Raw genomic sequence first — 14081 nt, forward strand, 5'->3', positions numbered from 1 at the left:
GGCTGCCGTTTTGCTTGCCGCGGCCCGCGCTCAAGCCACGTAATTCAGCACGCACATGTATTGACAGATGCTGCCGCCCAGCACGAACAAGTGCCAGATGCCGTGCCCGTGGCGTATCTTCTCGTCGTTGAGGAACCAGTAGATGCCTACGCTGTAGAGCACGCCGCCCAGCGCCAGCCAGAACAAGCCACCCGGCTCCAGCGCCTCGATCAGCGGTTTGATCGCGATCAGCACCAGCCAGCCCATCGCCACGTACAGAATCATCGACAGGATGCGCGTGCGCCTGCCCAGCGTCAGCTCCTGGACAATGCCGAACAAGGCCAGCCCCCAGCTGAGGCCGAACAGCGTCCAGCCCCAGGCGCCGCGCAGCGTCACCAGCGCGAACGGCGTGTAGCTGCCGGCGATCAACAGATAGATCGCCGAGTGGTCGCACTTCTGCAGAATGGCCTTGGCCCTGCCCTTGAAGCTGTGATACAGCGTGGAGATCAGGTACAGCGTGACCAGCGTGCCGCCGTACAGGCTGAAGCTGACGATTTTCCATGGATCGCGCTGCATGGCCGCCTCGACCACCAGCACCACCAGTCCGGCTATCGCCAGCAAGGTGCCGGCAAGGTGGGAATAGCCGTTGAAACGTTCCCCGCGGTACATATTGTTTTCCCTGGCCGGCGCTCCGCCGGCTTGATGCGTCAAAACGAATTGGAGCGCTCGCGGCTCCGCAGGGTTCCATTGTCCTCTCCCCGCCGGCGCAAGACCAGCGGTTTGCGCAAACAAAAAGCGGACCGCGAGGCCCGCTTCGTCGCTGGAGAACCGGGATCAGGCGCCCAGCGCCTTCAGCACCTCGTCGCGAACGGTTTCCACCGCGCGGGCGCCATCCACCTTCACGTACTTCGGGGCTTTGGCGCTGCCGGCGGCCGCCAGCTTGCCGTAGAAGCCCACCAGCACGGCGGTCTGCTCATGGTAGACGGACAGGCGCTTCTTGACGGTTTCTTCCTGGTCATCGTCGCGCTGGATCAGATCCTCGCCGGTCACGTCGTCCTTGCCGGCCACTTTCGGCGGATTGAACGCGACGTGGTAAGTGCGGCCGGAGGCCAGGTGCACGCGGCGGCCGGCCATGCGCTCGACGATGGCGGCGTCCGGCACGTCGATTTCCACCACGTAATCGATGTCCACGCCGGCGGCGATCATCGCCTCGGCCTGCGGAATGGTGCGCGGGAAGCCGTCGAACAGGAAGCCGTTGGCGCAATCATCCTGGGCGATGCGCTCCTTGACCAGGCCGATGATGATGTCGTCGCGGACCAGGCCGCCCGCGTCCATGATGGACTTGGCTTCCAGGCCCAGCGGCGTGCCGGCCTTCACCGCGGCGCGCAGCATGTCGCCGGTGGAGATTTGCGGAATGCCGAACTTCTCCTTGATGAAGTTGGCCTGGGTGCCTTTGCCGGCGCCCGGAGCGCCCAACAGGATCAATCGCATTTGTGTGACTCCAGTCTGTTTTGATTTATGAATTCTTCGCGGAGCGCTCGCTCCCCTCTCAGGCAAACAGCCGGCGCACCCTCTCCAGGTCTTCCGGCGTGTCCACCCCGGCGGCGGGCGCCTCGTCCGCCAGCGCCACCATGATGCTGTAACCATGCCAGAGCACGCGCAATTGTTCCAGCGCCTCGCACTGTTCCAGCGGCGCCGGCTCCAGGCCGGCATAGGCCGCCAAAAAACCGGCGCGATAGCCATACATGCCGATGTGGCGATAGACCGGCAGCCCGGCCGGCAGCGTCGAACGGTCGACAGCATAGGCGTCGCGGGCGTAGGGAATCGGCGCGCGGCTGAAGTACAGCGCGCGGCCATGCTTGTCCAGCGCCACCTTCACCACATTCGGATTGAAGTGATCGGCCGCGTCGTGCAGCGCGTGCGCCAGCGTCGCCACCGGCGCGTCGGTCGCGGCCAGCAGCTCGGCCAGGCGATTGATCAGCTCCGGCGCGATCAGCGGCTCGTCGCCCTGCACGTTGACCACCAGCGCATCGGCCGGCAGCGCCAGCTTGGCGGCCACCTCGGCCAGGCGATCGGTGCCGCTGGCATGGTCGTCGCGCGTCAGCACCGCCTCGACGCCGTGCGCGGCGCAGGCGGCCAGGATGTCGGCGTGGTCGGTGGCGACCACGACGCGGCCGGCGCGGCTCTTCGCCGCCTGCTCCGCCACGCGCGCCACCATGGGCTTGCCGGCGATGTCGGCCAACGGCTTGCCCGGCAAACGGCTGGAGGCCATCCGCGCCGGAATCACCACCGTAAAGCCGCTCATTTTACGTCTTCTTCCGGCGCCAGCTCGCGCGCTTCGCTCTCCAGCATCATCGGAATGCCGTCCTTGATCGGGAACGCCAGGCGGTCGCCCTTGCAGATCAGCTCTTCCTTGCTCTTGTCGAACACCAGCGGGCCCTTGCACAGCGGGCACACCAGGATTTCCAGAAATTTAGCGTCCATGTTTCGTCTTCAAGCGGGCTAGTATCCACTCGCACAGATCAGGCGCCAGCATGGCCTGAACCGGCAAAACCCATAGTCTAGCACGCTGCGCCGCGTCATGAAGCGCGCGCGAGAGCTTGACCGCGTCCTTGCTGGTGACGATCACCGCGTCCGCATCGGCTGGAATGTCACCCGGCGAGAATGGATGATGGTCGGGAAATGACAACTTCCGATCCACCGCCATGCCCATTGCCGCCAAAGTATCGAAAAAGCGCTGCGGATGGCCGATGCCGGCCAGCGCGGCTACCCGCAAGCCGGCAAAGTCGGCCGCCCCGCGCGTGACAGAGGCATCGTCCAGCGCATGGCAGAGGCCAGGGCGCAAGGTCATGGCGAAGCGCGGCAAACCGTCCGGCAAGGACAGATCGGCTCCTTCGCCATTCACGACGACTGCGTCCACGCTGCGCAAGCGGGAAGCCGGCTCGCGCAGCGGGCCGTTAGGCAGCAGCCTGCCGTTGCCCAGACCGCGCCTGCCGTCCAGCACCGCGATCTCCAGGTCGCGCGCCAACCGGTAATGCTGCAGACCATCGTCGCTGAGGATCAGCTGCACATCCGGATGAAGCGCCAGCAAACGACGGCCGGCGGCGACGCGATCCCGCCCCACCACCACCGGCGCGCCGGAGGCGGCCAGCAGCAACGGCTCATCGCCCACCACAGCCGGATCGCCGCCCGGCTTCGCCTCGGTAGGAATCGTCGCCTCGCCGCCGTAGCCGCGGCTGATCACCCCGACCTTGACGCCCCGCGCGGCGAAGTCGCGCAGCAACGCCAGCGTCAACGGCGTCTTGCCGACGCCGCCGACATTGATGTTGCCGATCACCGCCACCGGAACCGCGAGCTTCTCGCTCGTTTTCCAGCCGCGGCGGAACGCCTGCCGGCGGATGGCGGCCAGCAGCGCGAAAAGCCCTTCCAGCGGAGCCAGAAGGGCTGTCAGCCAGCCTCGCGGCCGGTACCAGTGCTGTTCTATCAACCTCATGCCGTTTCAGGCTTCACTTCAGGTTCTGGGTGGCGAAGGTCAGTTGCGACAAGCCGGCCTCGCGGGCCGCTTCCATCACGGTGATCACCGACTGGTGGGTGGACTTGGCGTCGGCGTTGACCACTACCACCACGTCGCTCTTGCCTGCGGCCGCGGCCTTCAGCCTGGCTGCCAGCCCGGCCTTGTCGCCGCCGGGCAACTTGGCGTCGTTCACCGCCATCTCTCCGTCGGCGGCCACCGATACTTTAATCTCCAGGGTCCTGCTCTGCTGTTGCTCGCCCTGCGCGGTCGGCAGATTGATCTTCAGCTCGGAAAAATGGGAATAGGTGGTGGTGACCATCAGGAAAATCAGGATCACCAGCAGCACGTCGATCAAGGGAATGAAATTGATCTCCGGCTCGTCCCTGCCCCGGCCGCGACGAAAATTCATGCTCAGCCCCCGTTCTTGCGCTCGCCGTGCGCCACTTCGACCAGCTTGATCGCCTGCGCCTCCATTTCCACCAGCAGGCCGTCGACCTTGGAACGGAAATAGCGATAGAACATCATGCTGGGGATGGCGACGATCAAGCCGAAGGCTGTGTTGTACAGCGCCACGGAGATGCCATGCGCCAATTGCTGCGGATTGGCCCCGCTGGCGTTCTGGGAGCCGAAGATTTCAATCATGCCGATCACGGTGCCCAATAGACCCAGAAGCGGCGCCATCGCGGCGATGGTGCCCAGCGTGGTCAACAGCCGCTCCAACTGATAGGCCACCTGGCGGCCTTCATCCTCGATCGACTCCTTCATCACCTCGCGGCTGCCGTGCACATTGCGCAAGCCGGCCGCAAACAGGCGGCCAAGCGGAGAATGGCCGTGGAGACGCTGCATCAACTCGTCCTTGTCGCCCACCCGGCGGTACTCCTGCAGCGTCTGCGCCAGCAGGCCATGCGGCACCACCGCGCCGCGCCTCAGGGAGTACAGCCGCTCCAGGATGATGGCCAGCGACACCACCGACGCCGCGATGATGGTCCAGATCGGCCAGCCGGCCGCTTCAACGATAGCCCACACGAAGCATTCTCCGTCATCGATACAAACGCCAGACTTTATTACCTCCAGCGGGGTTCAGGCAACCTCGCGGGAATAAATTTCACGCAGTTTGCCACTTTTTTGGGCAACAGCTGTCAAAAGCCGTTGCCACCGGAACGCCTCCCTAGTTATCCACAAGGTTATTCCGCGGTTGCTGTGGATAATTTGACAAGCGATTGGACGGATTTTCCGCGCAGGGCATTGACATCGCGCAAACCTTTGTCAACGATGGATCATCAAAACGACCGTTTGAATCGATATGAACCTGCCCATCTGGCTGATCAAGCTGCTATTCAATCTGTGGCCGCCCTTCCTCGGCGCCGGCATTCGCGTGCGCGAGCTGTCGCCGGACTTCCGCCAGGCCGAAGTCCGGCTCAAGCTGGGCCTGGGCAACCGCAACTACGTCGGCACCCATTTCGGCGGCAGCCTGTACGCGATGACGGACCCGTTCTACATGCTGATGCTGCTGCGCCAGCTGGGCGGGGACTACTACGTGTGGGACAAGGCGGGGCGCATAGACTACATCAAACCCGGCCGCGGCGTGGTTCGGGCGCTGTTCCATCTGTCAGACGAGCAGTTGGCCGACATCCGCGAGCGCACCGCCGCCGGCGACAAATACCTGCCCGAGATGACGGTTGAGATTCGCGACGCCGACGACGAACTGGTCGCCACCGTGCACAAGACGCTATACGTGCGCAAAAAGCCGCGGCAACGCTGAACCCGCATGAAAAAAGCCGCGCATGGCGGCTTTTTTCGCATGGGCCCCGGGCAGCGCTCACTCCCCGAAACCACAGAACACTTCGCGCATCATCCTGAGCACATCCAGCGTGCGGATGTCGCCCACCCGGTAGAAGACCCGGTTGGCGTCCTTGCGCGTGCGCAAAACGCCCTTGTCCCGCATAATGGCCAAGTGCTGGGATATATTGCTCTGGGACGTGCCGACCTGCTCGACGATGTCTTGCACGCTCACCTCCCTGTCTTCCAGCACCGATATGATCTTCAGACGCAGCGGATGCGACATGGCCTTCATCGCCCGCGATGTCTGTTCGATCTGGTCGTCGTTGAACAGCAAAGCTTTTCTCCTAATGTAGCCCGACATTTTCTTGATTTGACTGCGGTACAATAGTATCCACAAAACCGGATACTATCAAGGTTTTCTAATATTCTGAATGCGAATGCCATGAAATCCATCAAGCCTGTGCTGTTATTGATCCTCGACGGTTTCGGCCACCGCACGGAAGGCGATGACAACGCCATCCTGCATGCCAACATGCCGGTGTGGAGCCGCCTGCGCCAGCAGTACGCGTACGGCACCATCAACGCCTCGGAAAACTTCGTCGGCCTGCCCTCCGGACAGTTCGGCAACTCCGAAGTCGGCCACCTGAACATCGGCGCCGGCCGCATCGTCCAGCAGGATATCAGCCGCATCGACTGCGACATCGAAGACGGCCGTTTCGCCGGCAATGACACGCTGCAACAAGCCATGAGCAAAGCTCAAGGCTCAGCCCTGCATATCCTGGGCCTGCTGTCCGATGGCGGCGTTCACAGCCACGAGAACCACATCCACGCGCTGATCCGCGCCGCCCAAGCCGCCGGCGTGCCCAAGATCTACGTCCACGCCTTCCTCGACGGCCGCGACACCCCGCCGCGCAGCGCCGAGACCTACCTGAAGCGCCTGGACGCGGTACTGGCCGAGTGCCCGAACGCGCGCCTGGTCTCCGTCACCGGCCGCTACTGGGCGATGGACCGCGACAAGCGCTGGGAGCGCGTCGAGCCCGCCTACCGGCTGCTGGTGGACGGCGAAGGCCTGTTCCGCGCCGAAACCGGCCTGGAGGCGCTGGCCGCCGCCTACGCCCGCGACGAGAACGACGAGTTCGTCAAGGCCACCGGCATCGGCGCTCCGGTGAAGATGCAGGACGGCGACGCGGTGATCTTCATGAACTTCCGCGCCGACCGCGCCCGCCAGCTCACCACCGCGCTGACCGACCCGGCCTTCGACGGCTTCCCCGCCCGCCAGCCCACATTCGGCTGCTACGCCACGCTCACCAGCTACGGCGAAGCCTATTCGGCGCTGCCCACCGCCTACGCGCCGCAGAAGATCCACAACGGCATGGGCGAATACCTGTCCTCGCAAGGGCTGAAGCAGCTGCGCATCGCCGAGACCGAGAAATACCCGCACGTCACCTATTTCTTCAACGGCGGCGAAGAACAGGTCTACCCGGGAGAAGACCGCATCCTGGTGCCGTCCCCCAAGGTGGCTACCTATGACCTGCAGCCGGAAATGAGCGCCGGCGAAGTGACCGACAAAATCGTCGCGGCGATCCAGTCCGGCCAGTACCAGGCCATCTTCTGCAACTACGCCAACGGCGACATGGTCGGCCACAGCGGCGTGTTCGACGCCGCCGTGAAAGCGGTGGAGGCATTGGACGGCTGCATCGAGCGTTGCGTGGAAGCCATGCTGGCAGCCGGCGGCGAAGTGCTGATCACCGCCGATCACGGCAACTGCGAGCAGATGTACGACGGCGAGCACCACCAGCCGCACACCCAGCACACCACCAACCAGGTGCCCTTCCTCTACATCGGCCGGCCGGCCAAGATTCGCGCCGGCGGCTCGCTGCGCGACATCTCGCCGTCGCTGCTGGCGATGATGGGCCTGGAACAACCGGCCGAGATGACCGGTCAATCGCTGATCGACTTCCAATAATCGCCTAAACTGGCGACGGCGGCCGCGTTCGCGCGCGGTCGCCGTCGTCGCCTCAAGCGAGAGAACGCCAAGGGAATGAAACCTTACCTGCTGCTGGCCCTGCTGGCCGGCGCCGCCCACGCGGCCAACACCAACACATCTTCCTCCAGCCTGTCCGCGGCTCCGCACCAGCAGGACCTGAAAAACGTGCGCAAGGAAATCGACACCCTGAAAAAGGACCTAGCGCAGAAACAGACTGTGCAGAAAGAAGCGCAGTCCGCGATCAAGGAATCAGAACAGGCCATCAGCCAGACCAAGCAGGCGCTGGCCACGCTGGAGCAGAAGCAGAGCCAGTCCGAGCAGCAGTTGACCGAGCTGCGCGCCAAAATCGAGCAAACCCGGACCAAGCTGGCCGGCACCCGCCAGCGCGTCGGCCAGATGCTGGTGCGCCAGTACAAGAACGGCCAGCACGACGCGATGAAGCTGATGCTGAACGCCGACGACCCCAACCAGAACGCCCGCGATCTCACCTACTACCAGCACATCGCCCGCGCCGAACAACAGCTGGTGCAACAGCTGGTGGCCCAGCAGCGGCAACTGGAAACGCTGTCCGCGCAGCTGGAGCAGGAACTGGCCAAGCTGAACAACCTGTCCGACCGCAAGTCGCAGGAAAAGAGCGATCTGGAAAAGGACAAGACCCAGCAGGTGCAACAGCTGAACAAGGTGGCCGGCGAGATCAAGCAAGGCCAGAGCAAGCTGACGCAACTGCAGGAGGACGAGAAGCACCTGGCCAATGTGATCGCCCAGATCAACCGCGAGATCCAGCGCCGCCGCGCCGAAGCCGCGCGCAAGGCCGCGGAAGCGCGCAAGGCCAAGCTGGCCGCCGCCCGCGAGGCCGCGCGCAAGGAAAACGAGCGCCGCCGCAAACTGGCTGAAGAAGCCAAAAAACAAGGCAAGCCGGTGCCGGAAGAAGCGAAGAAAACGGTGATCGTCAAGGAAGAGCCGGCACAGACTGTGGACGATGTGGCCGACGGCAGCGCTTCCGGCCGCGCCTTCGCCAGCCTGCAGGGCAGGATGAAGATGCCGGTGGCCGGCCAGATAGGCGGCGCCTACGGCAAACCGCGCAAGGAAGGCACCACCTGGAAAGGCGTGTTCATCCGCGCCGCGGCCGGCCAGCCGGTACGCAGCGTGGCGGACGGCACCGTCGTGTATGCCGACGAGTTGCGCGGATTCGGCAAGGCGGTGATCATAGACCACGGCGGCAATTACATGACGGTGTACACCAATCTGTCCGCCATCGCCAAATCGTCCGGCAGCGGCGTCAAGGCCGGGGAAACACTCGGCAACACCGGCGCGCTGGACAATGGCGAATCCGGACTGTACTTTGAAATCCGGCACCTCGGCCGCACCCTCAACCCGCAAGCCTGGACACGCTAAGGTGCCGGACACGGAGAATCAGCAAAGCATGAGCAGCCAAAAAATGAAGAAAATCGCATGGTTGATGGCAGGCGCCATGGCCGGTGGCGTCCTCACCCTCAGCATGCAGGCCCTGGCCGACAAGGAAGCCTCGCCGCTGCCGCTGAACGAGTTGCGCACCTTTGCCGAGGTGTTCAGCCTGATCAAGCAAAGCTACGTCGAACCGGTCACCGACAAAAAGCTGATCGACGAAGCCATCAAGGGCATGCTGACCGGCCTCGACCCGCACTCCGACTACATGGACGCCGAAGAATTCAAGGAACTGCGCGAAGGCACGCAAGGCGAATTCGGCGGGCTGGGCATCGAGATCGGCGCCGAGGACGGCCTGGTCAAGGTGGTATCCCCGATCGAGGACACCCCGGCGCAGAAGGCCGGCATCAAGAGCGGCGACCTGATCATCAAGATCGACGACACGCCGGTGCGCGGCCTGTCGCTGAACGACGCGGTGAAGAAGATGCGCGGCAAGCCGGGCAGCAAGGTCACGCTGACCATCGCCCGCAAGAACGAGGCCAAGCCGCTGGTCTTCACGCTGGCTCGGGCCATCATCAAGACCAAGAGCGTCAAATACCGGATGCTGGAGCCGGGCTACGGCTACGTGCGCATCGCCCAGTTCCAGGAGCACACCGCCGAGGATCTGGCTGCCGGCCTGCAAAAGCTGTACCAGGAAAACAAGCAGCCGCTGAAGGGCCTGGTGCTGGACCTGCGCGACGACCCGGGCGGCCTGCTGAACGGCGCCGTCGGCGTCGCCGCCGCCTTCCTGCCCAAGGACAAGCTGGTGGTCTACACCGAAGGCCGCACGCCGGACGCCAAAATGCGCCTGACCGCCACCCTGCAGAACTACGCGCGCCAGAACGGCACCGACCCGCTGGCCAAGCTACCGCTGGCCGTGCGCAGCGTGCCGCTGGCCGTGCTGGTCAACGGCGGCTCCGCCTCGGCGTCGGAAATCGTCGCCGGCGCGCTGCAGGACCACAAGCGCGCGGTGCTGGTGGGCACCCAGACCTTCGGCAAGGGCTCGGTGCAATCCATCCTGCCGCTGGGCACCCAGGGCGGCATCAAGCTGACCACCGCCCGCTATTTCACGCCAAGCGGCCGTTCCATTCAGGCCAAGGGCATCACGCCTGACGTGGCGGCCGAAGACGCGACGCTGACCGCCGCCGACCAGGCGCTGCGAGTGCGCGAGGCCGACCTGGAAAACCACCTGGCCAATCCCAACGGCGACGACAAGCCGGCCAAGGCGGCGAAGCCGACGGCCAAGCCGCTGCCGGCCCCAGCCGCTCCGGAAAGCAAGGACAAGGCCCCGGACACGCCGGAAACCGGCGCGCCGCGCGCGCAAAACCCCAGAAGCGACTACCAGCTGTCGCAGGCGCTGAACGTGCTCAAGGTGCAACAGATCCTGCAGAAGAACGAGAACTGACCCCGCCTCTTCCCGCCCCGTGCCGCCCGGCCTTGCCGGGCGGCATTTTTCATGGCCGCGCGCTTACGTTCCGAAACACAGCGCCGGGGCAATCCTGATATTCTTGATGGTTATCCACTCCACCAGGCCGGAGCCCGCCGCATGCTGACCCGCGAGTTCGTCCATACCTTCCGCGAAGCCGCGCCCTATATCAACGCCTACCGCGGCAAGACCTTCGTTCTGGCCATGGGCGGCGAGAGCCTGCTGGACGGCGACTTCTCCAGCATGGCGCAGGACATCAACCTGCTGGTCAGCCTGGGCGTGCGCATCGTGCTGGTCCACGGCATCCGGCCGCAGATCGAAACCCTGCTGCAGCGCCAGGGCATCGCCCCCCAATTCCACCAGCAGCGCCGCGTCACCGACGCGGCCACCATGGACATCGTAAAACAGGCCGCCGGCGCCACCCGCCACGATGTGGAGGCCCGGCTGTCGATGGGCATGCCGCACTCGCCCATGCACGGCGCCCACCTGCGCGTGGCCGGCGGCAATTTCGTCACCGCCCAGCCGCTGGGCGTGCTGGACGGCGTGGACATGCAATACACCGGCCAAGTGCGGAGGGTGGACGCGGCCGCCATCCGCCAGCGGCTGGACGGCGGCGAATTGGTGCTGCTGACTCCGGTGGGCTACTCGCTGACCGGCGAAAGCTTCAACTTGGCCATGGAGGAGCTGGCCACCCATGCCGCCATCGCGCTGAAAGCGGAAAAACTGATTTTCGTGGTGGAAGGGCGCGGCGCGGTGGAACAGGACAGCGAGCTGATCAGCACGCTGACCGCCCACCAGGCCGAGCAGCTGCTGCAAGCGGGCAGCTTGCAGGACGACGTGGCCGCCTGCCTGCCCTATTGCATACGCGCCACCCGCGAAGGCATCCCGCGCGCCCACCTGGTCAGCCGCCATCAGGACGGCGCGCTGCTGCTGGAGCACTTCACCCGCGGCGGCAACGGCACCATGATCGCGCGCGATCCGCTGGTCAAGGTGCGCCACGCCAGCATCGAAGACGTGGGCGACATCCTGGGCCTGATCCGCCCGCTGGAAGAGCAAGGCATCCTGGTGCGCCGAAGCCGCGAGCGGCTGGAGGTGGAAATCGGCGAATACTCGGTGCTGGAGCACGACGGCAAGATTTACGGCTGCGTGGCGATGCACCCGTTTCCCGAGGCCGAGACCGCCGAGCTGGCCTGCCTGGCCGTGTCGCAGGAAAAGCGCGACGGCGGCTTCGGCGAACAGCTGCTCAAGCACGTGGAATACCAGGCCCGCACCCAGGGCTTGCAGTCGCTGTTCGTGCTCACCACCCAGACCTCGCACTGGTTCGTCGAGCGCGGCTTCGCCGAAGTGGACAAGAGCGCGCTGCCGTTGACGCGCCAGCAATTTTACAATTACCAACGCCGTTCCAAGGTATTGGTCAAGAAGCTGTAACAAATAGCGGCGATGATGCCGCCACGGTTGGAACGACGCGGTCTCTGTGACACAATAGCCTGTTGTTTCAATCCGATTCCAAGCAAGGATTTCAAGCCATGAGCAGAACCGTCAATTGCGTCAAGCTGGGCCGCGAAGCCGAAGGCCTCGACTTCCCGCCGCTGCCGGGCGAACTGGGCAAGCGCGTCTTTGAGAGCGTGTCCAAGGAAGCCTGGCAAGGCTGGTTGCGCTACCAGACCATGCTGATCAACGAGAACCGGCTCAGCCTGGCCGACGCCCGCGCTCGCCAGTACCTGGCCAGCCAGCTCGACGCCTACTTCTTCGGCCAGGGCGCCGACGCGCCGGCGGGCTACACGCCGCCGCAGAACTAAAGCAGCAAAACAGCCCTCCAAGCGAGGGCTTTATTGTTTCCGATCACCGCTATCTTGGCTCGCATACCGTATGTCACAACCGCAAGACCTGCTGCTGAACCGTGAACTGGGACTGATAGAATTCAACCGCCGGGTGCTGGCCCAGGCGGAAGACCCGGATCTGCCGCTGCTGGAACGCCTGAAGTTCCTCTGCATCGTCTCCTCCAACCTGGACGAATTCTTCGAGGTCCGCGTCGCCTGGCTGCAGGATGCCGCCCATGCGACGCCGGACCGGATGCTGGCCGACGGCGGCACGCCGGAACAGACGCTGGCCAAGGTTTCGCGCGCCAGCCACCAATTGGTGCGCGAGCAGTACGCGGTGATGAGCGAGGTGCTGTTTCCCGCGCTGCGCGAGCAGGGCATCGTCTTCCTGCGCCGCAGCGAGTGGACCGAGCAGCAGCAGGAATGGGTGAAGGGCTATTTCTTCCGCGAGTTGATGCCCATTCTGACCCCCATCGGGCTGGACCCGTCCCACCCTTTCCCCAAGGTGCTGAACAAGTCGCTTAACTTCGCGGTGGAGCTGGAAGGCCGCGACGCCTTCGGCCGCGCCTCCGGCACCGCCATCGTGCAGGCGCCGCGCATCCTGCCGCGGGTGATCAAGCTGCCGGCCGACGTCTGCGACGGCAAGCCGCACTGCTTCGTCTTCCTGTCGTCGATACTGCACTCGCACGTGCACGAGCTGTTCCCCGGCATGACGGTCAAAGGCTGCTACCAGTTCCGCGTCACCCGCGACAGCGAGCTGTCGGTGGACGACGACGACTTCAAGAACCTGCGTACCGCGCTGCAGGGCGAATTGCGCCAACGCCAATTCGGCGACGCCGTGCGGCTGGAAATCGCCGACACCTGTCCGCAGCACATGGAGTCCTTCCTGCTGACCCAGTTCAACCTGCAGCCCCGCGACGTCTACCGAGTTAACGGCCCGGTGAACCTGGTGCGGCTGATGCAGGTGCCGGACCTGGTGGACCGCGCCGACCTCAAGTTCGCGCCGTTCACCCCGACGCTGCCGGCCAACCTGCAGAAAAAGGCGAAGTCCTCGCTGTTCGACGTCATCCGCAAAGGCGACGTGCTGCTGCACCATCCGTACCAGAGCTTCCAGCCGGTGATCGACTTCCTCACCCAGGCGGCCACCGATCCGCACGTGGTGGCGATCAAGATGACGGTGTACCGCACCGGCACCGACTCGGTGCTGATGGAGTCGCTGATCGCCGCCGCCCGCGCCGGCAAGCAGGTGACGGTGGTGGTGGAACTGATGGCGCGCTTCGACGAAGAAGCCAATATCGGCTGGGCCAGCCGGCTGGAAGACGCCGGCGCCCACGTGGTCTACGGCGTGATCGGCTACAAGGTGCACGCAAAGATGCTGATGGTGGTGCGCCGCGAAGCCCACGGCCTGCACCGCTACGTGCACCTGGGCACCGGCAACTATCATCCGCGCACCGCGCGGCTGTACACCGACTTCGGCCTGTTGACCTGCAACGAGGAAATCGCCAGCGACGTCAACGACATCTTCATCCAGCTGACCGGCCTCGGCCGCGCCGGCAGCCTGAAGCGGCTGTTCCAGAGTCCGTTCACGCTGCACAGCATGATCATGGAGTCGATCCAGCGCGAAACCGAGCACGCCCAGGCCGGCAAGCCGGCGCAGATCATCGCCAAGATGAACTCGCTGCTGGAGCCGCAGGTCATTCACGCGCTGTACCGCGCCAGCCAGGCTGGCGTGAAGATCCAGCTGATCGTGCGCGGCGTGTGCGCGCTGCGTCCCGGCGTGCCGGGGCTGTCGGACAACATCACCGTCCGCTCCATCGTCGGCCGCTTCCTCGAACACCCGCGCGTGTTCTACTTCTACAACGATCACAAGGAAGACCTGCTGATGTCCAGCGCCGACTGGATGAGCCGCAACTTCTTCCGCCGCATCGAAACCTGCGCCCCCATCCTGGACGGCAAGCTGAAGCGCCGCATCATCAAGGAAGCGCTGCGCCTCTATCTGGAAGACAACGTCAACAGCTGGGAGATGCTGCCCGACGGCGGCTACAAGCGCCGAACCAGCCGCGGCAAGCCGCACTGCGCGCAGCGCGAGCTGCTGGCCTCCTACACCGGCAATCCGGAAGCGGAGTAAGC

Annotated in this window: 15 protein-coding genes; 7 read left to right on the top strand and 8 right to left on the bottom strand. The window is 64.7% G+C overall.

Translation table 11 applies throughout. From position 1 onward, the window contains the following. Nucleotides 1-30: 30 nt before the first annotated feature. From trhA to DK842_RS01610, 7 genes are all read right to left on the bottom strand, one after another. Nucleotides 31-648: a PAQR family membrane homeostasis protein TrhA gene (trhA, locus tag DK842_RS01580; protein WP_114059788.1), complete on the bottom strand. Its 618-nt coding sequence runs from the start codon at nt 646-648 to the stop codon at nt 31-33. A 165-nt stretch (nt 649-813) separates the two neighbouring features. After that, on the bottom strand, nt 814-1470 hold the full coding sequence (gene adk / locus DK842_RS01585) for an adenylate kinase (RefSeq protein WP_114059789.1): 657 nt from the start codon (nt 1468-1470) through the stop codon (nt 814-816). A 58-nt stretch (nt 1471-1528) separates the two neighbouring features. Continuing rightward, nucleotides 1529-2284 (bottom strand): 3-deoxy-manno-octulosonate cytidylyltransferase, encoded by a 756-nt coding sequence (kdsB, locus tag DK842_RS01590; RefSeq protein WP_114059790.1) that lies wholly within the window; start codon nt 2282-2284, stop codon nt 1529-1531. After that, nucleotides 2281-2463 (bottom strand): Trm112 family protein, encoded by a 183-nt coding sequence (locus DK842_RS01595; RefSeq protein ID WP_114059791.1) that lies wholly within the window; start codon nt 2461-2463, stop codon nt 2281-2283. The genes kdsB and DK842_RS01595 overlap by 4 nt, the downstream gene beginning before the upstream one ends. After that, the gene (gene lpxK, locus DK842_RS01600; protein ID WP_114059792.1) at nt 2453-3472 is read right to left on the bottom strand and encodes a tetraacyldisaccharide 4'-kinase; all 1020 of its coding nucleotides are present in this window, start codon (nt 3470-3472) and stop codon (nt 2453-2455) included. Before lpxK ends, DK842_RS01595 begins: the two co-directional genes overlap by 11 nt. A gap of 13 nt (nt 3473-3485) precedes the next feature. After that, on the bottom strand, nt 3486-3902 hold the full coding sequence (locus DK842_RS01605) for an ExbD/TolR family protein (protein ID WP_114059793.1): 417 nt from the start codon (nt 3900-3902) through the stop codon (nt 3486-3488). 2 nt (nt 3903-3904) lie between these two features. Beyond that, nucleotides 3905-4519, bottom strand: a complete 615-nt coding sequence (locus DK842_RS01610) for a MotA/TolQ/ExbB proton channel family protein (protein WP_114059794.1) — start codon at nt 4517-4519, stop codon at nt 3905-3907. 277 nt (nt 4520-4796) lie between these two features. Between DK842_RS01610 and DK842_RS01615 the strand changes: the two genes are divergently transcribed. After that, on the top strand, nt 4797-5255 hold the full coding sequence (locus DK842_RS01615) for a DUF4442 domain-containing protein (protein ID WP_114059795.1): 459 nt from the start codon (nt 4797-4799) through the stop codon (nt 5253-5255). A gap of 57 nt (nt 5256-5312) precedes the next feature. Here the strand turns inward: DK842_RS01615 and DK842_RS01620 are convergent, their stop codons facing one another. Next, on the bottom strand, nt 5313-5609 hold the full coding sequence (locus DK842_RS01620) for an ArsR/SmtB family transcription factor (protein ID WP_232538571.1): 297 nt from the start codon (nt 5607-5609) through the stop codon (nt 5313-5315). Nucleotides 5610-5717: 108 nt separating this feature from the next. On the opposite strand from DK842_RS01620, the gene gpmI reads away from it, so the two are divergent. The 6 genes from gpmI (at nt 5718) to ppk1 (ending at nt 14079) form a co-directional block, all read left to right on the top strand. After that, entirely contained in the window at nt 5718-7241 is a 1524-nt protein-coding gene (gpmI, locus tag DK842_RS01625) for a 2,3-bisphosphoglycerate-independent phosphoglycerate mutase (protein ID WP_114059796.1), read from the top strand. Nucleotides 7242-7316: 75 nt separating this feature from the next. Continuing rightward, nucleotides 7317-8657, top strand: a complete 1341-nt coding sequence (locus DK842_RS01630; RefSeq protein ID WP_114059797.1) for a murein hydrolase activator EnvC family protein — start codon at nt 7317-7319, stop codon at nt 8655-8657. A 43-nt stretch (nt 8658-8700) separates the two neighbouring features. After that, nucleotides 8701-10110 (top strand): S41 family peptidase, encoded by a 1410-nt coding sequence (locus tag DK842_RS01635; RefSeq protein ID WP_114063564.1) that lies wholly within the window; start codon nt 8701-8703, stop codon nt 10108-10110. Nucleotides 10111-10251: 141 nt separating this feature from the next. Further along, a complete protein-coding gene (gene argA / locus DK842_RS01640; RefSeq protein ID WP_114059798.1) occupies nt 10252-11559 on the top strand; it encodes an amino-acid N-acetyltransferase in 1308 nt (435 codons plus the stop codon). A 98-nt stretch (nt 11560-11657) separates the two neighbouring features. Further along, nucleotides 11658-11930 carry an oxidative damage protection protein gene (locus DK842_RS01645; protein WP_114059799.1) on the top strand — a complete coding sequence of 91 codons (273 nt, stop codon included), beginning with the start codon at nt 11658-11660 and terminating at the stop codon, nt 11928-11930. A gap of 70 nt (nt 11931-12000) precedes the next feature. Beyond that, nucleotides 12001-14079 carry a polyphosphate kinase 1 gene (ppk1, locus tag DK842_RS01650; RefSeq protein WP_114059800.1) on the top strand — a complete coding sequence of 693 codons (2079 nt, stop codon included), beginning with the start codon at nt 12001-12003 and terminating at the stop codon, nt 14077-14079. The last annotated feature ends 2 nt before the right edge of the window (nt 14080-14081 follow it).

The sequence above is a fragment of the Chromobacterium phragmitis genome (genome assembly GCF_003325475.1).
In the GTDB taxonomy this organism is placed as follows: Bacteria; Pseudomonadota; Gammaproteobacteria; order Burkholderiales; family Chromobacteriaceae; genus Chromobacterium; species Chromobacterium phragmitis.